Below are 23,046 nucleotides of genomic sequence, written 5' to 3' on the forward strand. Positions count from 1 at the left end.
GCAGTTGATGACAAAAGTGACCGTCGCAGCCCTGCAACTTTCGTTCACCGACGATATTCATGAGAATATCGCGCGCGTGGAAACGCATGTGCGCAAAGCTGCGGCACGGGGCGCGAAGATCATATTGCCTCCGGAACTCTTTGAAGGTCCTTATTTCTGCCGCGTCGAGGATGAGGCGCTGTTCTCGAACGCTCAGCCGGTGGAAAGTCACCCGGCGGTGCTGGCGATGCGGCGGTTGGCCAAGGAACTGGAGATCTACATTCCCACTAGCTTTTTCGAGCGGGATGGGCAGCATTATTATAACAGCCTCGCGATGATCGATGACGCAGGCGAGATCATGGGCGTCTATCGCAAGAGCCATATTCCGGACGGACCGGGCTATGAGGAGAAATATTACTTCCGCCCCGGCAACACCGGCTTCAAGGTTTGGGAAACGAAGTACGGCACGATCGGCGTCGGCATCTGCTGGGACCAATGGTATCCCGAGAGCGCGCGCGTAATGGCGCTCATGGGTGCGGAGATGCTGTTCTATCCCACCGCGATCGGCTCAGAACCCTATGATGCTGACCTCGATACGAGCCGCATGTGGCGCCGGGCGATGCTGGGCCATGCCGTGAGCAACTGCATGCCGGTGATCGCTGCGAACCGGATCGGCGACGAGGAAGGCCAGCGCTTTTACGGGCACAGCTTCATCACCGATGAATGGGGCGATTATCTGGCGGATGTGGGCGACCAGGAATATGGCGCAGTGGTAGCGACCGTCGATCTGGATGCCGCGCGTACTCATCGGGCGGGCATGGGCTTCTTCCGCGATCGGCGGCCGGAACTGTACGGACGCATCGCTCAGGATATTTGAGACACGCAAAGACGTTGATCCGTAATCCGATTGCGCTATTCCGCGGGGATGACAGATCGCTCCCCCCTTGCTCCCGCATCTTTTCCTGACCTGCCCGATATAGACGGCGTAACGCTGCGCGTCGCGCAGGCGCAATATAAGACATGGGATCGCTGCGACCTTACCTATGTGGAGCTGGCGCCGGGCACGACGGTAGCTGGCGTCACCACCCAGAGCCTGTGCCCCTCGCCGGAAGTCGAATGGTGCCGCGATGCGATACCGCTTGGCAACGCCCGCGCGCTGGTGGTCAATGCCGGCAACAGCAATGCCTTCACAGGCCATCGGGGGCGTACCGCAGTAGAGGCGATTGCGGCGCGGGTCGCCAATCATCTGGGTTGCCTCCCCAGCGATATATTCATTTCCTCGACGGGCGTCATCGGCGTTCCCCTACCGGTGGAGAAGGCCGAGGCGGGCCTCGATGCGGCTTTCGTGGCGGAACCGTGCGGCTGGCAGGAGGCCGCTGCGACGATCATGACGACCGACACGTTCGCCAAGGCTGCAGTAGCGCAAGCCGTGATCGGCGATCGGACCGTCAATCTTGTAGGCATCGTCAAGGGATCAGGCATGATCGCGCCCGATATGGCGACAATGCTCGGCTATGTGTTCACTGATGCCGCCATCGATGCCGCATTCCTTCAGTCGATCTTGTCGGCGGCCAACCGGACGAGCTTTTCCTGCATCACCGTGGACAGCGACACCTCCACATCCGACACGGTGCTGGCGTTCGCGACCGGCACCGCGGATAACACTCCGCTGACGAGCTTTGAAGATGCCGGAGCGGATGCCTTTGCATCTGCAATGGCAGACGTCTGCCGCCAGCTTGCGCATCTCGTGGTGCGCGATGGCGAGGGCGCTTCGAAATTTATCGCCGTGCATGTCTCCGGCGCGAGCAGCGATGCCAGCGCTCATCGAATCGCGCTTTCGATCGCCAATTCGCCGCTGGTCAAGACGGCCATTGCTGGCGAAGATGCCAATTGGGGCCGTGTCGTAATGGCTGTAGGCAAAGCGGGTGAACCCGCCGAACGGGACAAGCTTTCTATCCGCTTCGGAGGCGTTCAGGTCGCCAAGGATGGCCTCGCCGTGGAGGAATATGATGAAAAGCCCGTCGCAGCCCATTTGAAGGGTTTGGAAATCAACATCGATGTTGATCTGGGGCTAGGAGAGGGACAGGCAACGGTTTGGACGTGCGACCTCACGCACGGCTACATTTCCATCAACGCAGATTACCGGAGCTGAAGCTTATGCATGCCCTCTATCGTTCTGTCGCCACTCTGATGGAAGAAGTGGCGGCCGAAGTCGTGCTCCCGCGCTACCAGAACCTCGCCGCCCACGAAATCGAGGAGAAGGCGGCGGACGATTATGTGACGATCGCGGACAAGGAAAGCGAATTGCGCCTCCACGAAGGCCTCTTGCGGATATTGCCTGAAGCCGGTGTGATTGGCGAGGAAGCGGCGGCGGCAGATCCGACCGTCCTGGACAGGGCAGGCCAAGGACTGAACTGGATCATCGACCCGATTGACGGTACCGGGAACTTCGCGGCTGGCCGCGCACCTTTTGGCATCATGATCGGGTTGGTGGACAACGGCATGATCCAGGCTGGATGGATCCTCGATCCGCTAAGCGGCAGGATGTGTCACGCGGCGCTTGGCGGCGGGGCTTTTATCGATGAGGAACGAATCAGCGCCCGGGAGACTGGCGCTGACATGCCGATTGCCGCGCTTGCGGTCTATTTCATGACGGACGAGCAACGCGCTGAGATCGGCCGACGTGCCGCAGGAAAGTTCACATTGGTGGACATCCCGCGATGCGCTGCCGAGCAATATCCGCGGCTGATCCTAGGTCAGAACGACGTGTCGCTCTTCGAACGCTCGCTTCCATGGGATCATGCCGCAGGGGCGTTGCTTTTGAACGAGTCGGGCGCAAAGCTCGCGCGCCGTGACGGCTCGCCTTATGTCGTCGGCGACAACAAACGTGGCCTTCTGGGCGCGGCCTCTCCGCGCATGTGGGACTTAGCGGCGAAGATATTATGCTGACGATCTGGGGACGCCTCAATTCGCATAACGTGAAGAAAGTTGTGTGGCTGGTTGACGAAATCGGCCTGCCCTACGTCCGGCATGACATTGGCGGGAAATTTGGCATGACCGAGGAATACCGGGCGCTCAATCCCAACGCGCTTATTCCGACGATTGAAGATGATGGCGTAACTCTCTGGGAATCGAACGCCATCCTGCGCTACCTGGCTGCGCGCTATGATCGGGACCGCTTCTGGCCGAATGATCCCGCGGCGCGCGCAGTCGGCGACAAATGGATCGACTGGCAGTTCTCCTTTGCCGAAGCGCAACGCGACGCGTTCCTCAATCTCATCCGCCGCCCGATGGCAGATCGCAACGCGATCCAAATTGCGAAGTCGGGAGAGGAAACCGCGAAAATGATGCTGCGGCTGAACCAAGCTTTAGGAGAAAGTCCCTGGCTTTCCGGCGCGAACTTCGGGCTCGGCGACATTCCGATGGGCGTATATGCCCATACGTGGTTCACATTGGAGTTGAAGCGCCCTGACGTTCCTAATGTCAGGGCTTGGTATGACCGGCTGGTGGAGCGGCCTGCCTATGCCAGCACGGTCATGATCCCACTGACATAAACAGGCCCCTCGAGTCTTATAGTTCGCCTTCGATCCAACCCTTCAGCTGGCTCTTGGGCGCAGCTCCCACCTTGGTCGCGGCGATCTGGCCGCCCTTGAACAGGATCATCGTGGGAATACCGCGCACCCCGTATTTCGTCGGCGCATCAGGATTCTCGTCGATGTTAATCTTAACGATGTCGAGTTGATCAGCCATCTCCTCAGAGATTTCCTCCAAAGCGGGGCCGATCATCTTGCACGGGCCGCACCATTCCGCCCAGAAGTCCACGAGTACGGGTCTGCCGCTCTCGATCACGTCGGACTGGAAGCTGGCATCGGATACTGCCTTTGTGGCCATGCGAAATCTCCTTGAGTGGGTTGTTGCGTATCTAGGGTGTCGAGGTGCTACCCTCAACGGCTATATGTCCAATTTGTACTGCTGAGCCTGGAAGCCGGGCTTGTAAGGCGCAAGCAGAGCATCCGGCAACAGGATCAGACATGGCGCGGACGTATAAAGTAGCCCGGCTTCGATCCGACGGTCCGGAAAAATGACCGCGAGAGCGGCGACATAGGCCGCCATCTGCCGCAGATGCGGGACCGGAACCGCCCCGGCATCGACGGGAACCATATTGCCGGTCTTGAAGTCTACGACCTGAATGAGGTCCTTGCCGATACAAAGCCGGTCGACAGTGCCGCTGATGACCGCTTCGCCGACGACAGCGGCGATAGGCGCTTCTGCCAAGGCATCGGGCGAAAACAGCCCGGCAAACGCGGAGCCTTCGATCACGTCAATCGCATGATCGATGATGCTTCCACGTTCGGCTGCATCGCTTACCCGCGCCGTGTTTGCCAGCCAGGTATCGGCAGCGGCACGGCGCTCGCCAACCGGCAGCGCAGGCAGTCGTTCGAACAGAGCATGAAGCCATTTGCCTCGCTCCGCTGCCTTCCGCATGGTGGCCGTAGGCGGCGGGTTAGGCGTATCATCCTCAACCGGTGCCGACGGAGCCAACGGTCGCGGAGGGCGTGCTTCGACTGGCGCTGGCTGTCTCAGCCAAACGGGCTCCGCGGTCGCGGCTTGGCCCGCAGGAGCACTTCTCTGCGGCTTGGCGGGAGACAGTTGCTCCTTTCCTCGCCACACCCGCCGCGCATTCCAGAGGGGATCCGCTTCCCATTCAGTGCCGAGGGTCGCCATTCCTCGTTCGACTGCCGAATGCCAGCTTGCCTCGGGTACGATACCTTTTGCGCGAGTGGACAGCGATCCGGCGATCACCAGCTTTTCTTCGGCACGAGTCAGCGCCACATAGAGCAGCCGCCAATGCTCCTGCCGGTCCGCAGCCGCCTGATCATCGAAGGCTTGCGCAATGGGGCCGAAGCGTTCCGCCTTGCGCGGTGCGATCAGCGGGAGTTTACCCTCGGCCAGTGACCAATCCAGGCCGTCGGTGCGGTTGCCTGCATCCGGGTCATGCGCCGCATCAGCGAGAATGACGACAGGCGCCTGCAAGCCCTTGGCGCCATGCACCGTCAGCAGACGCACGGCGTTCCCCTGCGCCGCCGCATCCCGAACGATCTCCACGTCGCCCCGGTCGAACCAATCTACGAAGCGCTGTAGCGAGGGTTGACTGTCGCTCTCGAAGGCGAGCGCGGCGTTCAGTAGTTCTTCGATGGGATCGCGTGCTTCCACGCCGAGGCGGCGAATAAGGGCGTGGCGACCCTGCATTGGTCCGGACAGAATATGTTCCAGATACCGATAGGGCGTCGTGAAGTCCGCACGAGCCAGCAGATCGCGAAGGGGCGCGAGCCGATCTTCGGACACCGTCGCCCGCAAATGCGCCCACAGGCCCGCACCATTGCGCGAATGCGCGTGCTCCAACAGGTCCTCCTGCGTCCATCCGAGCAGCGGTGAGACCAGAAGGTTTGCCAGATTGAGGTCATCCTCCGGCTGCACCGCAAAGCGCAGGGCAGCGAGCAGATCGCGCACCGCGAGTGGCGCATTGAGGCGCAGGCGATCGATCCCCGCGACCGCCACGCCCGCTTCGTACAAACGCGCCACGATCAATCGGGCGAGATCACCGCGCTTGCGGACGAGGATCATGACGTCGCCGGCCGTCATCGCCCTGCCCTTGCTCTCCAGAATGACCGGTCTAGCAAGCCACTGCCTGATCTGCTCGGCGATACGCTCGGCCAGCTTTCGATCCTGCCCTGCGAGCCAATCTTCCTCGCCTTCGAAGTCTGGATCTTCTTCCTCTGTCATCCCTGCCGCAACCGGCTTCAGCAGGATTACTTCGCCGGGATAGCGGTTTGCGCTGACATGACGGACGCTGTCGGAAGCGAAACCGAGAGCGCCCCGGTCAAGCGCCGCGATGGTCGCATCCACGGCTTCCAGAACGGCTGGAGTCGAACGGAAGCTGCGATCCAGTGAGAGATCATGGAAGGAGTGCTGGGCCGCAAAGGCGTAGTCGGCAAAACGACGCCGGGCATGCTCGAACGCGATCGGGCTGGTTCCTTGAAAACCGAAGATCGCCTGCTTGAAGTCACCCACCGTGAAGATGGTACGCACCTGATTGCCCTTGGCGCCTTCCCCTGCGAAGAATTCACCGGTAAGGGCAGTAACTATCTCCCATTGTTGAGAATTTGTATCCTGCGCTTCATCAACAAGGATGTGATCGGTCTGCTGGTCGAGCTTGTAGCGCACCCAATCGCCCATTCCTGGCTCGTTCAAAAGCAACTCGGCCCGCGCTATCAGATCGTCGAAGTCGACTGCCCCGGCTTGCCGCTTGGCCTCGGTATAGGCCGAAGCATAGGCCCTGCCAGCATGGAGTGCGCGTGCGAGAAGGTCGGCGTAAGCCGCACGATCACGCAAGTCGATCAGCGCATAACACTGCTCCGACAGGCGCGAGCACAGTTCGGCATAATCGGATTCCGCGTCGAGGAGTTTCTGCTTGTGCTTCTTGGCTTCACGCTTGGCCGTGCAGAATATGCTCACCAAGTCAGTGACGCTTTTCGCCCGGTCTTCCGTGGTCGCAGCCAGCCATAGCGCGATCCTGTCCGCGTCGGCCAACCCGGTAGCTGTGTTCCAGGAGACGTTGGCAGCTGCGATCCTGGCGAGCGCGGCGATATCGAAAGCATCGTCCCCGCAGCCCGCTGCAATGGCGGCCTCGACATCACCCGTCGGCAAGTCGAGCACCTCGAACAGCCATCCGCGAAGGTCTTGGGGTAACGCTGCCAAGACCCCGTGATTGCGGGCGCAGCGTGTCAGGAACGCCTCTGCGGCGCCTTCGCCCAGGCGGAGGCTCAATGCCTGCAACCCAGTCATCAGTTCGGCATCGTTCGTCGCTTCGGCGTCCAGCACCATCTCCGCTAGCGCCAGCCGCGCCAACTCCGATTGTTCACGCGCTTCGAGCGGACGGAAGCCCGGTATCAGCCCAGCTTCGACCGGAAATGCGGAGAGAAGTTGCTGGCAGAAAGCATGGATCGTCTGAATGCGAAGCCCGCCCCCTGTCGCTTCCAGCACCTCGGCAAACAAGCGGCGCGCATTGTCCTGCGCCTCGGGTGCGAAATCCTCGCCCAGGGCTCGCAGATCAGCGGCCAGCGATGGGCCGTCCATCTGCACCCACGCCGCCAGCCGATTATGGATGCGTTCCGCCATTTCCGCCGCCCCCGCTTTCGTGAAGGTCAGGCAGAGGATGTTTTCTGGCCGGACGCCACTTAGTAGAAGGCGGTAGACACGTGCCGTAAGTACATGTGTTTTCCCGGTTCCCGCTGAAGCAGAAAGCCAGACGTGACTATCCGGCGCGGCGGCCAGCGCCTGCTCGCCATGCAGAGGCTGAAGAGCGGAAGCGGGTCTAGACATTCTTGTCGCGCCCATACCATTCTTCGAGCCGCATCAGTTGATCGTAATCGGCATAGGTCGGAATTTCGGGATGAAGTTTGGCCGTGTATGCCTCCATACCCGTCAGCCATTTGGAGGCAGCCTCGCTGAATTCGGCGAGCGCCTCTCCGGTGAACTCGGCGGTTATGATCTTGCCGCGCTTTCCGGCTAGATCTGCGGGGCTCTCGCGATAGCCAAAGCTGTCCCCCTTCTTCCCGAGCGACCAATATTCGAACTCGCCAGCGACCCCCGTGACATTCCTGTCGGCAAAGCCGCCGTGCTCCAGAATGAGGCCCAGAAGCCCCAGTTGCATGGCAAAGCCAGCCTGAACCTGCTTAGCGCGCGGCGGCTTCCCGGTCTTGTAATCGACGATGGCCCAACTCCCGTCAGGAAGTCGATCAATCCGATCAGCAGTCCCATGGATAGTCACACCCGCGAGAGCCGCCTCCCCCCTTGCCTCAACCAAAGCGATGCGACGCCCAAGGGCAGTATCCTCAATAACTTGCGCACCGATCCAGTGAATTGCTGCGAGCAATCGCGGTTGCCAGAATGCGCGCATCAGCGGGTGCGCATCTGCACGCGCCAGCATGTCGCGTGCGCGCTGCTCAAGGCGATCGGGATCACACTTGTCCTGCTCTGCCCAATGCTGAAGGATGCGGTGGACCTCGGTGCCTCGCCAGGCGGCGCTGGGGTCGGCATCGACGGGGTCCAGAGTGGAAAGGCCCAGTATCTTGCGCGCGTAGAAGGCGTAGGGATCGGCCTTCAGCCTGTCGACGTCGGTAACAGCGATCTTCCGGGGCCGAAGCGCCAGGGGCGGACTTGGCGAGGGCTGAGAAGCCGGAGCATATTCCTCAGCGCTATCTAGTTCGCGGCCCAGCGCCACATATCGTTCGGCCTCTTTCCATTGGGGGCCGGCCATCGCTTTCAGCCTCAACCAGAAGCGTGAGGCTACGGCAGGTGCGCTGGCATCCCGACGCGAGCGGGTGATGAGAACGCGAGGCGCACCGAGACCGCTGGCAAAGTCGTGGGCAAATATCCCGATGCGCCTGTCCAGCCCCGGCAGCCCGAGCTCCTGCCGGATGCGCGGTGCAAGCCAGGGGTCCGGAGCCGGGATAGCGGGCCACGTGCCTTCATTAAGCCCGCCCAGGATCATCAGATCGGCTTGCTGCAGTTGCGCCTCTATGAGGCCCAGAATAGCGATCCGTGGATGCCCGCCTTGAGGCGGCCGGACCGCAATTTGCCCCAGCATCCTGTCCAGCAGAGCAGGCAGTGATTTTCCGTCGGCATTGTCCGGCCCCAATGGCGCAGCCGCTTCCATATCGGCAAAAAAACCGGCGGCCGCATGTCCCTGATGACCAGCCCACACCGCATCGCCGCTGAGTTCTCCAGCAGTCCTCCGCAGCGCCGCCAGGAGCGACGCAAGGTCCCGTCCGGACTCGAACACAGTTTCGATAGGCTCCAGCAAGGTGCGGGCACTTGGCCACCATGACGCCACGTCCGCCCGCAAGCGCTTGAGGCGATCATCGTCCTGCGGGACCATCAGCGTATCGATGCCGGCAAGGCCTGCTGGCGGACGCGGCCCGCGAAGCAGCAGATCGAGGCGTCGGACATTCTCCAGCCAATCGAGACGTGCCTCGCCCCGCATCACCAGGGGATGCTTCAGGAGGTTGAGCAAGGCAACCGGCGCAAACTTCTCCGCAGCCGCTTCCGCCAGAGCCACCAGCAACGTGCCGGGCGGCAGCCGGGCAAGCGGTTGCCCGGCAGAATCGTCCGCCTCGACGCCCCAGCGCTTAAGATGCGCTGCGACCCGCGTAGCAAGCGCGCGGTCCGGGGTGACGAGCGCGGCAGTGCGTTCCGGCGTCTCCAACACTTCGCGCAGAGCAATGGCGATCGCCTGCGCTTCCTTCGCGGGCGTCGCGACTTCCATGGCCTCTACCCCGGCAAGCGAACGCTCTGAAGTCTCCAGATCACGCCACTTGGATGTGAGATGAGGAACCAGCATCGCATGGGAGATATTCCGGCTCCGAACAGCGCGTGCGTCATGCCCCCCGCCCCAGCGCCACAATGCGACTTCTTCACGGGCTACGCCCATCAGATCGAGCAAGCGCTTCAATCCGAATTGCGGATGCGTTTCATGCGGGCGGCGGCTGCGGCCGGTGATCGGGTCTGGAGGGAACGGGCCGATGGCGTCCCATTCCTCCTTCGTCATGTTCTGATCGAGGTCAGCGAGGACCACCTGACCCCGTTCCATACGTGCAACTTGACGCAACAGGGCTGCTATCGCCGGAGCCGTGGTCGCTATGCCGGCCGCAACGATAAAGCCGGGCGGAGGGCTTTCAGACCATCGACTGGTCACGTGAGCAAGCAGGCGGTTCCGGCGATCAGCCATATCGATCATGCCACGTTCAGCCAACATCTTCGGCCAAATATCCAGCAATATATCAAAAAGTTGCAAGGACTTTTGCCAATGAGATGACAACTCCCCGGCAATATCCAGATCGCGGATCTTCCGGGGGTCGACTTGCTCGATCAGCAACTGATCCAGGGTGCTGGCGAGCGCCTGTGCCAGACGAATCGCTTCTGCCGCATCCACGGCTTGGCCCGTCCGCGCGCGGGCATATTGCACCAGCTTGGCCAGCAGCATCTGCCGTTCCATGGGCGATATGGCCGGAGGAATGCCTGCGCCTGCTCCTATGGGATCTAGGGCGCTGCTGAGAGTTTCATCGAGTTCCGGGTCGCCCACCGGAACAAGCCGGGGCAACAGGAGGCCGCCTTCCGAGCGGCGGACGAATGCTTCGGATATGGAACGCGCAGCACGGTTGTTCGGAACTAGCACTATGCCGCGGGCCAACCCCATGGGATCGCGTCCATGCTGGGCCAGAATTCCTGCCGCTAGTGCGTCGGAGAAGGCTCGATGTGCCGGAATGGTGTAGACGGCAGGCTTGGTACGCTCTCCCATCGACCCGCTACTCCTGCGCGATCACGGATTCCACGACGGGAATAGCCTGCGGGGTCCCAACGTCGAACCAGAGGCCTTGATGGGAAACGCCATAAAGGCGCCCGGCTTCCATGGCCCGGTTCCAGAACACGTTCGTCGAGAACACGTCGCCAGGCGGATCGACCAGCAGCCGCGGCGACATGATCTGTACGCCTGTGAAGACAAACGGCGCGACATGACCAGACTTGCGCCGCGTCAAGCGCCCCACCGTATCCATGTGAAAGTCGCCCGGGCCGCTGTGGCAATTGGCGCGCGCATGCGGGATCATCAGCAGGAGCGCGTCCATCCGTGAATCGTCCCAATGATCCGCCAGCAACGCTATGCTGTTCCGCGGACCATCGATCCAAAGATTGTCGCTATTCGCACAGAGAAAAGGCGCGTCGCCGAGCAGAGGCTTGGCCCGCATCAGCCCGCCACCCGTCTCCAGCAATTTTTCCCGTTCGTTTGAAATCTGGATTTCCATGGCACTTTTGCGCGACTTCAAATGTGCTTCGACGGTGCTTGCAAGATAATGGACATTGACCACCACCTTCGTGACACCGCCCGCCTCCAGCCGATCAAGAGCGTGATCCATCAATGCCTTACCGGCAACTTTTACCAAAGGTTTGGGGCGCGTGGCAGTCAGCGGGCGCATACGCTTCCCCAAGCCAGCCGCCATCAACATCGCAGTGGTTATGGGAGCACTCATCGGTCGGAAAACGCTTGGTGGCGCTTGTCGGCCGGGATGTTGGTAGCGAACCAACGCGACACCGGGGCCAATGCGGGATGCCTCAGGTCGCGTTCGAGCAACGTCCACATTCGGGGCAGGAAGTCGAGATAGCGGAGCTTCCCATCACGTTTCCACAGGCGCGTAAAGATCCCGATGATCTTCGCATTCCGCTGGGCTCCCAAGACGGCATAGGCCGCATCGAAATTGCCTCGAGGAGCAGCAAGCGCCTTGTAATGCGCGATCATCGCCGTCTCCACGGCTTCCGGAACGTCGCGCCGGGCGTCCTGAAGCAAGGAAACCAGATCATATGCGGGATGACCGATCAGCGCATCCTGAAAGTCGAGCAACCCAAGTCCGCGCGACTGCTCATGGCCTGGGATCAGCATTATGTTCTCGGCGTGATAATCGCGCAGGACCGTAACGCGCGGGGCATCATCTTCCTCCACCACATCAAGAACGGCATCCCAGGCCTTGGAATAAGCTGCATCGTCCACGGAGAGCCCCACTGCTGGAGCATACCATTCGGGTAGCAGTGCGGCCTCCCGCTGATAGACTCCGCGATCATACAATGGAACACTGGCGGGCGGCTGGGCGTGCAGATCGGCCAGGAGCGATACGGCCCTTTCGTAGACGGAATGCTCCTCATGCGGCGCCGCGTCGAGATACTCGCGCACGCGGATGTCCCCGAAATCCTCCAGCAGAACGAGGCCATGCTCCAGATCATGCGCAAGAATGGCGGGAGCGGCGAACCCCTGCCCGGTGAGATGATCGGCAATCGTGAGGAAGGGGCGCGGGTCCTCATGGGGCGGCGGCGCGTCCATCAGCACCGCTTGGCGTGCCGTGTCGTGAATGCGGAAATACCGGCGAAATGACGCGTCCCCCGCCAGCGGCAAAATCTGAGCATCGCCCCAACCTGCACGAGCGAGAAAAGCGGGAGCGGCAGCGGGCGGAGTCATTTCAGAGGCCATCGGTCTCTCCAAGCGTCCGGCACCTGCGCTGTCAAGCGTCGGGTGCCTTCGCTCTCGACATCGATCGTCAATATCAGGCTATGGTTCCAAAGACGCGATCCGAGACGCTCGGGCCACTCGACGATCAGCAAGCTGTCCTCGAGGTAGTCGTCCAGCCCTAATTCCTCGACACTCGCGCCATTTTCAAGTCGGTAAAGATCCACATGCGCGACGGGCAGCGTCAGCAATGGCCGTTCGTAAGGTTGAACCAGCGCAAAACTCGGGCTAGGCGCATCTTCTTCAAGTCCGAGAGCCGAGAGGATGGCACGCGCGAGCGTGGTCTTGCCGGCACCCAGGCCGCCTTTAAGCGCAATGACATCCCCGGCCTGACTGACGGACGCCAGCCTCGCGCCAATCTCCCGCATGGCAACTTCATCCACGATCATCGATCAGCCACTCAGGGCGTTTTCACGCGGAAGATCGATCGTGACCAGAGTACCCTGCCCCGGTTCGGAAACGAGCGTCAGCGTACCTCCATGGGCATCCACCAATTGTCGCGCGAGTGGCAGGCCGAGACCAAGTGCTTCGCCTCTCGTCGCTTGATCAGCGCGGTTGAAGCGATCGAACGCACGCGCCTGTGCAACGGCGTCGATGCCAGAACCATTGTCGGACACGATGAGGCGGGCGGTGCGCATCTGCCCATCGCCGTACAGCAACACCCGACTCCCGGCCGGGCAGTAGCGAACCGCGTTGTCCAACAGCCTATCCAGTGCTTGTCCCAGCCGACGTGCGTCGCCAGTAACCCGACCCAGAGATGGCTTTAGGTCCACGACGAAATCCAGCCCTTTACCCTTTGCCGCATCGGCTACGCGCTTTGCACTCTCTCTCGCAACAGTGGCAAGATCGACGGACCGGCTCTCCAGCGGCAGCGTTCCCGCCTCCCCTTGAGTAAGGTCGAGGACATTGTCGATCAGCACCGCGAGCCGCCCCGTGCTCTGCATGATCGCGTCCACATATTCCCTGGCCGCCTCAGGCAACTCTCCAGCAAACCCGGCCTGCATCATCTCCGCAAAGCCGGAAATGGACGTCAGCGGCGTACGTAATTCGTAGCTCATATTGGACAGGAAGGCCGTTTTCAGTTTGTCGGTTTCAACCAGCGCTTCGTTCCGGTCGCGCAAGACCTGCTCCATGCGGCGGCTGTCGGTCACATCCAGCATCGTAAACAGCGCGTTGCCGTCTGGCAGGGGGATGGCCGCAAAATCGAACACACGCCCATCGGCGAAGGCCACGCGCCCGCCACGCTGCTTGCGTTCCACCGTAGCGGCCCGGACGAGTTCGCGGACGAGGCTCGCTTGATGCGGCTTGGCGAGTGATTTGGCCACCTTTTGCATGAGTTCGTCGATGCGAGGATGAGAGCCCAGCAGTTTTTCCTCGACGCCCCAGATTTGCCTGAACCGGCTATTCCAGAGATGAAGGCGGCCATCCGAAGCAAAAACGCCGATCGCCTCGAACAGGTTGTCGAAAGTGGCGGTCCGGACCCGCAGCAGCGTATCGCGGGCACTGGAAAGCTGGACCTGCTCTGTCCGATCTTCAAAGATCAGCAGAAGCCCACCGTCCGGCAACGGCTGCGCGAACACGCGTAAATGCGTTCCGTCCGCCAGCAACCAGTTCTCTTCCTGCGCTTCTGCCGAAAGGAACCAGTCGCGGCGTTCCGCGCGCCATGCGGGAAAGTCGCGGTGCTCAGGGATGCGGCCCGCTTCCCGCATCCGATCGAGCACGCGCTCGAATTCAGGCCTGTCGGTCAGATGCTCGGGCTTGAGCGCGAACAGGCTGCTGAACGGCTGGTTCCAGAATTGCAGCGACCGATCCGCCGCGAACTGCGCCACGCCCGCGGAGAGCCGGTCGAGCAGATCGTGCTGAGCGTTCTCGAACCGGCGATGTTCGGCGCGGGCCTGCTCCAGTTCGTGCATGTCGATGGCGAAGCCGGCGATCCCCGCGTCGCCAAGCGGCACGTCCACCACGCGCATCACCCGACGCGCGCCGTCGATCGTAGCGGGCACCAGCCGTGCCAAAGGCTCCGCACTTTCCAGAGCCTGCGCCGCCGCCGCCATCGGGCTCTTTCCGTCCAGCGCTTCCACCAGTTCGATGCCTTCACTGATGACTTGCTGGGCAGATTCCGCATCCACGGCAGTGACATAGGCGCTGTTCACGAGAGCCAGACGCAAGTCCGGCGTGCGATGCCACATGGGCAAAGGCGCGGCTTCAATCAGGCCGGATAGCGATTCCAGCGCAGCGCGCAGTTGTTCACGCTCAGCCTGCAAGGCATGTATTTCCGACTGCGCATCGGTCGCATCGAAAATCCAGAGGATGACGGTCCCCGGTGCCCCCATGCTCGGCCCCGCTGGAGCGCCGCGCACCAGCAACGACCGAGCCGATCCGACAGCGCTGACCGCGCGAGAGAAGCTCTTCCCCGCCCGCTGAGCGGCCGCTATGTCCGTCGCCAGCAACGCGCCATCTTCCGGGCGGAGGCCGCTGTCTTCTGAGGTAAGTTCGGAGACGAAGGCAGGAACGCGATCTCGCCCGAGCCAGTTCTTCAATCGCTCGGGCGTTTCGATACGGCCATCCGTGCGGATCATGACCGGCAGGGCGGGCGCTGACTGCAGCAGACTACCCAGGCGGTCGGCCTGCATCCGAGCGTGAGCGCCCTCACGACGCATCGTCAGGCCAGTGCGCACCGCCCACACACCTGCCGCCAGCCACAAAGCCAGCACCACGCCAATAAGCGCCATGGCTGCAGGAGACAGCGACATCATGCGCCTACTTCTCTTGCCTCTGCCTTATCGACGCTGTTCATATTGCCCGCCTATCGCAAAGCGAGCGCAAGGTGAAGCGGTTGCTAAGCAAAAGGGCGCCGGTTACCCGACGCCCATCCACAAAGGATCAGTAGCGATAGTGATCCGGCTTGAAGGGCCCCTCGGTCGAAACGCCGATATAGTCTGCCTGCTGCTTGGTCAGCTTCGTGAGCTTCACGCCCAGCTTCTCAAGATGCAGCGCCGCGACCTTCTCGTCCAGATGCTTGGGCAGGACGTAGACGTCGTTCTTGTATGCGGAGCGATTGGTCCACAGTTCGATCTGCGCCAGCACCTGATTGGTGAAGCTCGTCGACATCACGAAGCTGGGATGACCCGTCGCGTTGCCCAGGTTCACCAGGCGGCCCTTGGACAGCACGATCAGCTTCTTGCCATCGGGGAACTCGACTTCATCGACCTGCGGCTTGATCTCGTTCCACTTCATGTTCGACAAAGCGCCAATCTGGATCTCGCTGTCGAAGTGGCCGATGTTGCAGACGATCGCCATGTTCTTCATTTCGCGCATGTGATCGACCGTGATGACGTCGGCGTTACCGGTGGCTGTGCAGAAGATGTCCGCGCGCTTTACAGCGTCTTCCATGGTGACGACTTCAAAGCCTTCCATCGCCGCCTGGAGTGCGCAGATGGGGTCGACTTCGGTGACGAGCACGCGCGCACCGCCATTGCGGAGCGACTGGGCCGAGCCCTTGCCGACATCGCCGAAACCCGCGACGCAGGCGACCTTGCCCGCCAGCATGACGTCGGTTGCGCGGCGGATAGCGTCCACCAGCGACTCCTTGCACCCATAGAGATTGTCGAACTTGCTCTTGGTCACGCTGTCGTTGACGTTGATCGCCGGGAAAGGAAGCTTGCCCTTCTTCGATAGTTCGTAAAGGCGATGAACGCCGGTCGTGGTTTCTTCGGAAACGCCCTGGATCGCCTGAACGGTCTTGGTCAGGAAGCCGGGCTTCTCGGCAAGGACGCGGCGCAGCGTCTTCACGAAAATCTCTTCTTCTTCGTTGGACGGCGTAAACAGTTCCTCGCCTGCCTCGACCCGCGCACCCCACAGCGCGAACATGGTGGCGTCTCCACCATCGTCCAGGATCAGGTTGCAGGTTTCGCCATTGCCCCAATCGAAGATGCGCTCAACATAATCCCAATATTCCTCAAGGGTCTCGCCCTTGATCGCGAACACCGGCACGCCCGAAGCGGCGATGGCGGCCGCGGCATGGTCCTGCGTCGAATAGATGTTGCAGGTGGCCCAGCGCACCTGCGCGCCGAGCGCCGTCAGCGTTTCGATCAGCACGGCGGTCTGGATCGTCATGTGCAGCGACCCGGTGATCCGCGCGCCCTTCAGCGGCTGCGATTTGCCGAACTCTGAACGCAGAGCCATCAGGCCCGGCATTTCGGTTTCAGCAATATCCATTTCCTTGCGGCCGAAAGCAGCGAGCGAAAGGTCCTTGATGACGTAGTCGGCCGTCTCGACGGCGGGGGCGGTGGCCACTGGAAATTCTCCTGATCATGGACGCAGCCACGCCCGGCACTATGCACGCGCGGCAACGAATATCGGCTCCTTACCAATCGACGCCCCAGCGATCAAGGCAATATAAAGTTTTCTTTATATCGTTAGGTCACGCCTGTCCTGCAGCGCCGGTCAGCATCGACGTATCGATGCCACTTGCGGCGAAAGCGCGTGACCAGCGACTTCGGGTCGGAGTGTCGAACAGGATGCCGCCGTCCGCCGGAGCAAGGAACCAGCTATTGCCGGTCATCTCATCTTCAAGCTGCCCTGCACCCCAACCCGCATATCCCAAGGCCACGAGATAGCGGCTCGGTCCGCGCTGTTCCGCAATGGCCTTCAATATGTCGAGCGATCCGGAAAGTCCCCATTGCCGGTCCACCTGCACCATATCACGCCCACCCCAATCTAGGGAATGAAGCACGAACCCGCGCTGCGGCTCAACAGGACCGCCTCGCAAGACGGGGGTGTCGGGCACATTGCTGCCGTCCAGATCGAACGTGGAAAGCAACTCGCGCAATCCCAGCCCGCCGATCTCCGAGCCGATATCGATGCCCATCGCACCATCCTCGTCGTGAACGCAGAGCGCGATTACGGAATGATGGAACTCCGATGCGCTGAGACTCGGCATGGCAAGCAACAGGTTGCCGACATAGAAGGGGGGCAGATCCATCGACTGATTATAGGAGTGCATCGGCGCGCTGCAATGGGAACGGTCGTGCCGCTGCAACATATTAAGGCATTTCCTTGATGCACTGCCTCGACTATGCCGCCGCCACGGATCAACAACAGCTGCATCTGGCTGGCTCACAAACTGGAGGGTTCATTTCATGACGATCGCAAAAGGCGAAAAGCTGCCCGAAACCACATTCGTCACACTGACGGAGAACGGACCAGAGCCGGTGAGCAGCGCAAACTATTTCGCTGGCAAGAAGGTTGCGTTGTTCTCCGTGCCGGGTGCTTTCACCCCGACTTGCTCCGCCAAGCATCTCCCCGGCTTCATCCAGAAGGCGGGAGACCTGAAGGCGAAGGGCATCGATGAGATTGCCTGCACCGCCGTCAATGACCCATTCGTGATGGGCGCGTGGGCCAAATCTGCCGGAGCAGAGCAGACCGTGACGATGCTTGCGGACGGAAATGGCGACTTCGTAAAGGCGCTGGGCCTTGAAATGGACGGCAGCAAGTTCGGCCTCGGCACGCGTGGCCAGCGATTTTCGATGATCGTCAATGATGGGGTCGTCGAGGAGTTGAACGTCGAGGCCCCCGGCGACTTCAAGGTCTCCACCGCCGAATATATGCTAGCTCAACTCTGAAACGGAGGCGCCCCTGCTGCATGTCGGCAGGGGCGCTCGCCGCGATGATGATGCCGGTTTAGTTCTATGCCGATCCAGCCTAAAACGGAGCGATGACCAGAATCATCGGCCCACACAGCATTGGCACTGCCATTGTCGCCCAACTGGACGACATCTACCAACAATCGATCCAGTCCCTGCGCGACGCCATGCAGGACTACGCCCGTGACGGCAGCACGCCCGGACCGCAGGCGAAGGTAGAGCGTCAGTTCTGCTACCCGCAACTGCGCGTGCATTATCGCCGTGAAGGCGATGCGCCGCCTCCCGGCCGGTCGTTCGCGCGCCTGTCACATCCCGGCGATTACGTCACGACCATCACGCGGCCGGCGATGTTTGCGGATTATCTCGCGGAGCAGATCGACCTCCTCGTGGCGGACTATGGCGTGGACGTCGAAGTAGGGCGTAGCGCACAGGAGATCCCCTTCCCCTACGTTCTGGATGGCCTCGACATGAGTGCGCTGGACGGCGTTCCACCCACCGAGCTTGCCCGCCATTTCCCGGCGACCGAACTTGCTGAAATCGGAGATGAGATTGCCGATGGCCTGTTCATGCCCGGCCTTGGCGGAGAGCGGCCGCTCGCGTTGTTCGATGGGCTGCGGACCGACTTTTCGCTAGCGCGGCTCAAGCACTACACCGGCACGCCTCCTGAGCACGTTCAGCGCTACATATTGTTCACCAACTATCACCGCTATGTCGATGAATTCGTTGCCTGGGCGTGTGCCGAATTAAAGAAGCCCGGCAGCCGGTATAAGGCTTTGTCTGGAGCAGGCGGCGTTTACGTCACCTCCGAAACTGCGGACCCGGCGCGCATGATAGCAGACAGCGCATGGCGGCGGCACCAGATGCCTGCCTATCACCTGATCGCCGAGGATCGCAGTGGGATCTCGCTGGTCAACATAGGTGTCGGACCGTCCAATGCCAAGACGATCTGCGATCACCTGGCGGTATTGCGGCCCGAAGCCTGGCTGATGATCGGCCATTGCGGAGGTCTGCGCCCCAGCCAGCGGATAGGAGACTATGTGCTTGCCCATGCGTATCTGCGCGACGATCACGTGCTGGATGACGTATTGCCTCCGGAGATCCCGGTGCCCGCCATCGCCGAAGTGCAGGTAGCAATGGCCCACGCTGCGGAGCAAGTGCTTGGAGGAGGCGACGATTTCAAGCGGCGGCTGCGCACGGGTACGATCGTGACGACGGATGATCGCAATTGGGAGCTTCGCTACTCCAACTCCGCCCTCCGGTTCAGCCTGTCGCGCGCTGTAGGCATCGACATGGAAAGCGCGACTATCGCGGCGCAAGGCTACCGTTTTCGCGTGCCCTACGGAACGTTGCTCTGCGTCTCCGACAAACCCATTCATGGGGAATTGAAGCTGCCGGGACAGGCAAACCGCTTCTACGAAGAAGCGATTGCCGGGCATCTCCGGGTTGGCCTGGAGACGTGCGAACTTCTCAGGCAGCAAGGCGCAAAGTTGCACAGCCGGAAACTGCGCGCCTTCAACGAGCCTCCGTTTCGGTAAGCGGTTCTGCCGGAGTGGCTGGCCTGGCCGTTGTGGAGCCCTGCCAGATCGTCACGCGATTGCGCCCCAGTTGCTTGGATTGATACAGAGCCTGATCGGCGCGGCCGACCAGGTCTTCAAGGCCAGTATCGCCCGGTCGCAGGGATGTCACACCGAAGCTGGCGCTGATGCTGCCGGGGCGCATCCGGTCAACAGCCAGACCTTCGACGCCGATGCGTACCCGCTCCATGACCTCGGCCGCGTCCTGCTCGGAGGCGTCCAGGAGCAGGACGAAAAACTCGTCACCACCAAAACGCGCGCAGATATCCTCCTGCCTGACGGCGCCGAGCAATACCCGGGCGAAGGCGCGCAGGGCCGCGTCTCCTACGATATGGCCATGGCCATCATTGACGGCCTTGAAGTCATCCATATCGCAGATAACGGCCGCGACTTCGCGCCCATGCCGTCGCGCGTTGGCGATCGCACGAGTGCCCGCCTCGTCGATACCCCGACGATTGAGCAAGCCGGTAAGCTGATCGTTGCTGACCATCTGCCGCAATTGCGCTGACAGGTCGCCAGCGATCAGGACCGCGGCAGTCATTCCCGTAGCAATATAGAATGTTGGCAGGCCCAAGGCCAACGTGGCGCGATGCAGGCTAAGGGCTGGACTGGTGGGCGCTTCCGGAATGGTAAGGCTCAATCCTGTCAATGCGAATTGAAAGAGAGCAAAGAGTAGAAGCGTTGAGAAAAAGGCGCGCTCCGGCGCACTGAACGACCGCTGGCGAGGCCATATGGCAAAAGCTGCTGCAATTGCCATTGCCCCGCTGTAGACGGCCGGGATGGAGGCCTGAAGCGCACGCGATCCCCAAGCGCTGTTCGCGATCAGACATCCGGTCAGGGCCAAGCCTCCGCCAAGCACAAACTGCCATTGCCGAATGGGAAGCCGGGCGCGTTGCCGGGCACCAATCGCAATGAGGGAGCCGCTTAGAAGAACACAGCACGATGCAGCGGCCGTAAATGATACATGTCCGGTAAAAAAGCCCGCGGCGTTGAAGATCCACTGGACCGCTCCTATCCCATAAGCGATAGCCCACAGAAGAACGTGTCGCTGTCGGCCAAAATGTTGCCACGCAAGCGCCAGCGTAAAGCACATTATGGTGCTAGTGCTGAACAGAACGGCCAATACAACCAGATTCGAATTCATAGGCCGAACTTAGACACAATAGAAACAAGGCGCTGCAATTTCTTCACCAACAGTGTGGTTCCTGTTCTTGCGTTCATCGTTCGCTTTACGACATCAAGCGGCAAGAAAGTCAGCCATAGCTTGGCCCAAGGACTTCTGCGTCACGCTGCCCATGTGCGTTCCCGGCACTTCGGCCAGCTTTGCATTGGGGAGTAGGTCCACTAGCGCTTCGGGCGAGCCGTTATCGCGATCTTCGGTGCCACACAGGACGAGCGTAGGCGCCTCCACTGTCTTCAAAACGGCAGGATCGAAATCCCCGAAGCTGTTTAATAACAGCGTGGCAGCGACGGCATCCACTTTCATGGTCTTCATGAACTGCACGGACAGCCAACGCGGATCGCCATGTTTGATGATGTCGCGATCTTTGATGACAGAGAGGAAGAAGTCTCGCCGCCTCCCCCAATCGGACAAACCTTCCAGTCCCATCCCCGCCAGGATCGCACGACGCGGGCGGATGCCCTGAGCCAAAAGCATGGCGGCGGTTCGCGCACCGAGCGAAAATCCACCCAGATCGTAATCCGTAAGCTGAAGTTGCCTGATGATCTGCTTGACGTCTTCGAGAAGGACATCGCGCGGGTAGGCATCAGGATCATGAGGCGACTCACTCTGCCCATGAACGCGAAAGTCCGGCATGATGACCCGAAAGCCCCGCCCCGCGATGGCCGCAGCATGGCCAAATTTGATCCAGTTCGTATGAGCGCTGGAAAAGAGTCCATGCAGAAGCAGCACGGGGTGCCCCTGCCCGGTCTCGTGGACGGCGAGCAAAGTGCCATCTCGGCCTGGAATCATTTGAGTGCTCACCGCGTTCGGCTTTTCCAACGTCCATATCCATGTTGATCTGCTGCGTTCCGGCGATATGGGACCAGGAAAGCAATGTCGAGAAAATGCGGCCAAGGCCACTCACGGCCTCAACATCACATGATCCGATCGCAATCTTGAATTTGCTTTATATAAGCAAGCTTATTATATCCCGGCCATGGAGCATATCGGATTCTACTTTGCTGACATCGGGCGGCTAATGCGCAAGCGGTTTGATGGCGCCGCGAAAGCTTTGGGCGTGACTGGCTCGCAATGGCGCGTTCTCCTGCTGCTAAACCGCAGCCCAGGACTGAACCAGGGGCAGATCGCGGAGCAGTTGGAGGTGGAGCCGATCACCACCTGCAGAATGATCGATCGTATGGAGCAGGCAGGGCTTGTGGAGCGCCGGCGCGACCCCTTGGATAGGCGTGCCCGGCTTATCTTCCTGACCGATGCGGCTGCTCCGCTCCTGGGAGGCCTCCGGGACATGGGCGAGACGGTTGCCTCGCATTCCCTTCGAGGATTCTCAGATGCGGATCGTGAGCAGTTGATGATCCTGCTCGATCGTGTTCGGAACAATCTGGCCAGTGATGACCTCGGGGATAGCCCCCGTCAACAAGTGGAAACGGTCCATGGCTGAAGCAGATCGTCCCATCATAAAGACTGGCGAGCCCTTCGAAATCGCCGGGGATGCTTCGGCAGATCCTGCATCGACCGCCGACGGCGAGCGCGTGCCCCCAAAGCGTGGAACGCGCCTGGCGCTGCTGTTGTCCCTGCCCTTTGCGCTCGCTGCCGTCGGCGGCTACTTTTATGTCACAAGTGGAGAGTCAGTCAGCACCGACAACGCTTATGTGAAGCAAGATATAGTATCGGTGAGCAGCGATGTCGGAGGCCGCATCATCAGCGTCAAGGTACGCGAAAACCAGATGATCCAGGCGGGCGACATCCTGTTTCAGGTCGACCCAGAGCCTTATAAAGTTGCCCTGGCTCAGGCCGACGCCGCGATCGCTTCCGCGCAGGTCAAGGTTACCGAACTTCAAACGGATTACAGCACGAGTGGCGTCGGCATTGCCGGGGCACAGAGCGATGTGACCTTTACTCGCGCCGAATTGCAGCGCCAGCAGGAGCTGATGAACCGCGGTTTCACGACCCGCGCCAAGCTTCAGGCGGCGCAGAATGCCTATCAGAATGCACTGCTGCGCGTGCAATTGGCACAAGTCGATGCAGAGAAGGCAAAGGCGGCGCTGGCGACAGGCGCGCAGGTGCCGGGAGAAAGCCCCGCAGTTGCAGCGGCTCGTGCGCAACGGGCGAAGGCCCTGCTCGACCTGTCACGCACCACGGTACGCGCGCCCGTTTCCGGCCGGATCAGCCAGTCGGACAGGCTGCAGGTTGGCCAGATGATGGTCACCGGCTTGCCTGCCGTGAGTATAGTGGCGAGCGACCGCAGCTGGGTCGAGGCCAATTTCAAGGAAACCGATCTGAACCATATTTATCCGGGCCAGCACGCCACCGTAAAGTTTGATGCCTATCCCGATATCGAATTGCCTGGGCACGTCGAGAGCATTGGAGCAGGCACCGGATCTGAGTTCTCTGTTTTGCCCGCCCAGAATGCCAACGGGAATTGGGTAAAGGTGACGCAACGTGTCCCTGTCCGAATTGCCTTCGACAAAAAGTCGCCGCGTCAGATGATTGCCGGCCAGTCTGTCGATGCGACCATCGATATCCGTACGGCGACAAAGTAGCGTCGGGCAGCGA

Annotated in this window: 19 protein-coding genes; 8 read left to right on the top strand and 11 right to left on the bottom strand. The window is 61.1% G+C overall.

Annotated elements, in window-relative coordinates:
• Positions 1-7: 7 nt before the first annotated feature.
• From aguB to QHC67_RS03880, 4 genes are read left to right on the top strand one after another with little or no spacing between them, the layout of a single operon-like run.
• Positions 8-856, top strand: coding sequence for an N-carbamoylputrescine amidase (gene aguB, locus QHC67_RS03865; protein WP_319291228.1), 849 nt, complete (start codon positions 8-10; stop codon positions 854-856).
• Between the two features lie 48 nt (positions 857-904).
• Positions 905-2,131, top strand: coding sequence for a bifunctional glutamate N-acetyltransferase/amino-acid acetyltransferase ArgJ (argJ, locus tag QHC67_RS03870; protein WP_319291232.1), 1,227 nt, complete (start codon positions 905-907; stop codon positions 2,129-2,131).
• 5 nt (positions 2,132-2,136) lie between these two features.
• Positions 2,137-2,928, top strand: a complete 792-nt coding sequence (locus QHC67_RS03875; RefSeq protein ID WP_319291235.1) for an inositol monophosphatase family protein — start codon at positions 2,137-2,139, stop codon at positions 2,926-2,928.
• Positions 2,922-3,533, top strand: a complete 612-nt coding sequence (locus tag QHC67_RS03880; protein WP_319291238.1) for a glutathione S-transferase family protein — start codon at positions 2,922-2,924, stop codon at positions 3,531-3,533. Before QHC67_RS03875 ends, QHC67_RS03880 begins: the two co-directional genes overlap by 7 nt.
• A gap of 16 nt (positions 3,534-3,549) precedes the next feature.
• On the opposite strand, the gene trxA is transcribed toward QHC67_RS03880, so the two are convergent.
• The 9 genes from trxA to QHC67_RS03925 form a co-directional block, all read right to left on the bottom strand.
• Entirely contained in the window at positions 3,550-3,870 is a 321-nt protein-coding gene (gene trxA / locus QHC67_RS03885; RefSeq protein ID WP_319291240.1) for a thioredoxin, read from the bottom strand.
• A gap of 60 nt (positions 3,871-3,930) precedes the next feature.
• Positions 3,931-7,377 (bottom strand): double-strand break repair helicase AddA, encoded by a 3,447-nt coding sequence (gene addA, locus QHC67_RS03890; RefSeq protein ID WP_319291243.1) that lies wholly within the window; start codon positions 7,375-7,377, stop codon positions 3,931-3,933.
• Positions 7,355-10,339, bottom strand: coding sequence for a double-strand break repair protein AddB (addB, locus tag QHC67_RS03895; protein ID WP_319291246.1), 2,985 nt, complete (start codon positions 10,337-10,339; stop codon positions 7,355-7,357). Before addB ends, addA begins: the two co-directional genes overlap by 23 nt.
• 7 nt (positions 10,340-10,346) lie before the next feature.
• Positions 10,347-11,066, bottom strand: a complete 720-nt coding sequence (locus QHC67_RS03900) for a nucleotidyltransferase family protein (protein ID WP_319291249.1) — start codon at positions 11,064-11,066, stop codon at positions 10,347-10,349.
• Entirely contained in the window at positions 11,063-12,043 is a 981-nt protein-coding gene (locus QHC67_RS03905; protein ID WP_319291465.1) for an aminoglycoside phosphotransferase family protein, read from the bottom strand. Before QHC67_RS03905 ends, QHC67_RS03900 begins: the two co-directional genes overlap by 4 nt.
• Positions 12,040-12,480 (bottom strand): tRNA (adenosine(37)-N6)-threonylcarbamoyltransferase complex ATPase subunit type 1 TsaE, encoded by a 441-nt coding sequence (gene tsaE, locus QHC67_RS03910; protein ID WP_319291251.1) that lies wholly within the window; start codon positions 12,478-12,480, stop codon positions 12,040-12,042. The genes QHC67_RS03905 and tsaE overlap by 4 nt, the downstream gene beginning before the upstream one ends.
• Before the next feature lie 3 nt (positions 12,481-12,483).
• On the bottom strand, positions 12,484-14,844 hold the full coding sequence (locus QHC67_RS03915; RefSeq protein WP_319291468.1) for a sensor histidine kinase: 2,361 nt from the start codon (positions 14,842-14,844) through the stop codon (positions 12,484-12,486).
• A 130-nt stretch (positions 14,845-14,974) separates the two neighbouring features.
• A complete protein-coding gene (ahcY, locus tag QHC67_RS03920; protein WP_319291254.1) occupies positions 14,975-16,387 on the bottom strand; it encodes an adenosylhomocysteinase in 1,413 nt (470 codons plus the stop codon).
• A gap of 127 nt (positions 16,388-16,514) precedes the next feature.
• Positions 16,515-17,096: a YqgE/AlgH family protein gene (locus QHC67_RS03925; protein ID WP_413818484.1), complete on the bottom strand. Its 582-nt coding sequence runs from the start codon at positions 17,094-17,096 to the stop codon at positions 16,515-16,517.
• Between the two features lie 136 nt (positions 17,097-17,232).
• Between QHC67_RS03925 and QHC67_RS03930 the strand changes: the two genes are divergently transcribed.
• Both QHC67_RS03930 and QHC67_RS03935 read left to right on the top strand, forming a co-directional pair.
• A complete protein-coding gene (locus QHC67_RS03930) occupies positions 17,233-17,715 on the top strand; it encodes a peroxiredoxin (protein WP_319291256.1) in 483 nt (160 codons plus the stop codon).
• Positions 17,716-17,807: 92 nt separating this feature from the next.
• Positions 17,808-19,271, top strand: a complete 1,464-nt coding sequence (locus QHC67_RS03935) for an AMP nucleosidase (RefSeq protein WP_319291259.1) — start codon at positions 17,808-17,810, stop codon at positions 19,269-19,271.
• On the opposite strand, the gene QHC67_RS03940 is transcribed toward QHC67_RS03935, so the two are convergent.
• Both QHC67_RS03940 and QHC67_RS03945 read right to left on the bottom strand, forming a co-directional pair.
• Positions 19,249-19,950 (bottom strand): GGDEF domain-containing protein, encoded by a 702-nt coding sequence (locus tag QHC67_RS03940; protein WP_319291261.1) that lies wholly within the window; start codon positions 19,948-19,950, stop codon positions 19,249-19,251. The genes QHC67_RS03935 and QHC67_RS03940 overlap by 23 nt on opposite strands.
• 597 nt (positions 19,951-20,547) lie before the next feature.
• Positions 20,548-21,282, bottom strand: coding sequence for an alpha/beta fold hydrolase (locus QHC67_RS03945; RefSeq protein ID WP_319291264.1), 735 nt, complete (start codon positions 21,280-21,282; stop codon positions 20,548-20,550).
• A 229-nt stretch (positions 21,283-21,511) separates the two neighbouring features.
• Between QHC67_RS03945 and QHC67_RS03950 the strand changes: the two genes are divergently transcribed.
• Positions 21,512-21,931 carry a MarR family transcriptional regulator gene (locus QHC67_RS03950; RefSeq protein ID WP_319291266.1) on the top strand — a complete coding sequence of 140 codons (420 nt, stop codon included), beginning with the start codon at positions 21,512-21,514 and terminating at the stop codon, positions 21,929-21,931.
• Positions 21,924-23,033: an HlyD family secretion protein gene (locus tag QHC67_RS03955; RefSeq protein WP_319291269.1), complete on the top strand. Its 1,110-nt coding sequence runs from the start codon at positions 21,924-21,926 to the stop codon at positions 23,031-23,033. The genes QHC67_RS03950 and QHC67_RS03955 overlap by 8 nt, the downstream gene beginning before the upstream one ends.
• Positions 23,034-23,046: the final 13 nt, after the last annotated feature.

It is taken from the genome of Sphingobium sp., from assembly GCF_033795625.1.
Taxonomy (GTDB): domain Bacteria; phylum Pseudomonadota; class Alphaproteobacteria; order Sphingomonadales; family Sphingomonadaceae; genus Sphingobium.

Bases quoted from the DNA above. Each gene is read 5' to 3' on its own strand.
- QHC67_RS03935 (WP_319291259.1), top strand. From the start codon at position 17,808: ATGACCAGAATCATCGGCCCACACAGCATTGGCACTGCCATTGTCGCC.
- QHC67_RS03915 (WP_319291468.1), bottom strand. From the start codon at position 14,844: ATGTCGCTGTCTCCTGCAGCCATGGCGCTTATTGGCGTGGTGCTGGCT.
- tsaE (WP_319291251.1), bottom strand. From the start codon at position 12,480: ATGATCGTGGATGAAGTTGCCATGCGGGAGATTGGCGCGAGGCTGGCG.
- QHC67_RS03905 (WP_319291465.1), bottom strand. From the start codon at position 12,043: ATGACTCCGCCCGCTGCCGCTCCCGCTTTTCTCGCTCGTGCAGGTTGG.
- QHC67_RS03880 (WP_319291238.1), top strand. From the start codon at position 2,922: ATGCTGACGATCTGGGGACGCCTCAATTCGCATAACGTGAAGAAAGTT.
- trxA (WP_319291240.1), bottom strand. From the start codon at position 3,870: ATGGCCACAAAGGCAGTATCCGATGCCAGCTTCCAGTCCGACGTGATC.
- QHC67_RS03945 (WP_319291264.1), bottom strand. From the start codon at position 21,282: ATGATTCCAGGCCGAGATGGCACTTTGCTCGCCGTCCACGAGACCGGG.
- QHC67_RS03875 (WP_319291235.1), top strand. From the start codon at position 2,137: ATGCATGCCCTCTATCGTTCTGTCGCCACTCTGATGGAAGAAGTGGCG.
- addB (WP_319291246.1), bottom strand. From the start codon at position 10,339: ATGGGAGAGCGTACCAAGCCTGCCGTCTACACCATTCCGGCACATCGA.
- QHC67_RS03955 (WP_319291269.1), top strand. From the start codon at position 21,924: ATGGCTGAAGCAGATCGTCCCATCATAAAGACTGGCGAGCCCTTCGAA.
- QHC67_RS03900 (WP_319291249.1), bottom strand. From the start codon at position 11,066: ATGAGTGCTCCCATAACCACTGCGATGTTGATGGCGGCTGGCTTGGGG.
- addA (WP_319291243.1), bottom strand. From the start codon at position 7,377: ATGGGCGCGACAAGAATGTCTAGACCCGCTTCCGCTCTTCAGCCTCTG.
- argJ (WP_319291232.1), top strand. From the start codon at position 905: ATGACAGATCGCTCCCCCCTTGCTCCCGCATCTTTTCCTGACCTGCCC.
- QHC67_RS03950 (WP_319291266.1), top strand. From the start codon at position 21,512: ATGCGCAAGCGGTTTGATGGCGCCGCGAAAGCTTTGGGCGTGACTGGC.
- aguB (WP_319291228.1), top strand. From the start codon at position 8: ATGACAAAAGTGACCGTCGCAGCCCTGCAACTTTCGTTCACCGACGAT.
- QHC67_RS03925 (WP_413818484.1), bottom strand. From the start codon at position 17,096: ATGCACTCCTATAATCAGTCGATGGATCTGCCCCCCTTCTATGTCGGC.
- QHC67_RS03930 (WP_319291256.1), top strand. From the start codon at position 17,233: ATGACGATCGCAAAAGGCGAAAAGCTGCCCGAAACCACATTCGTCACA.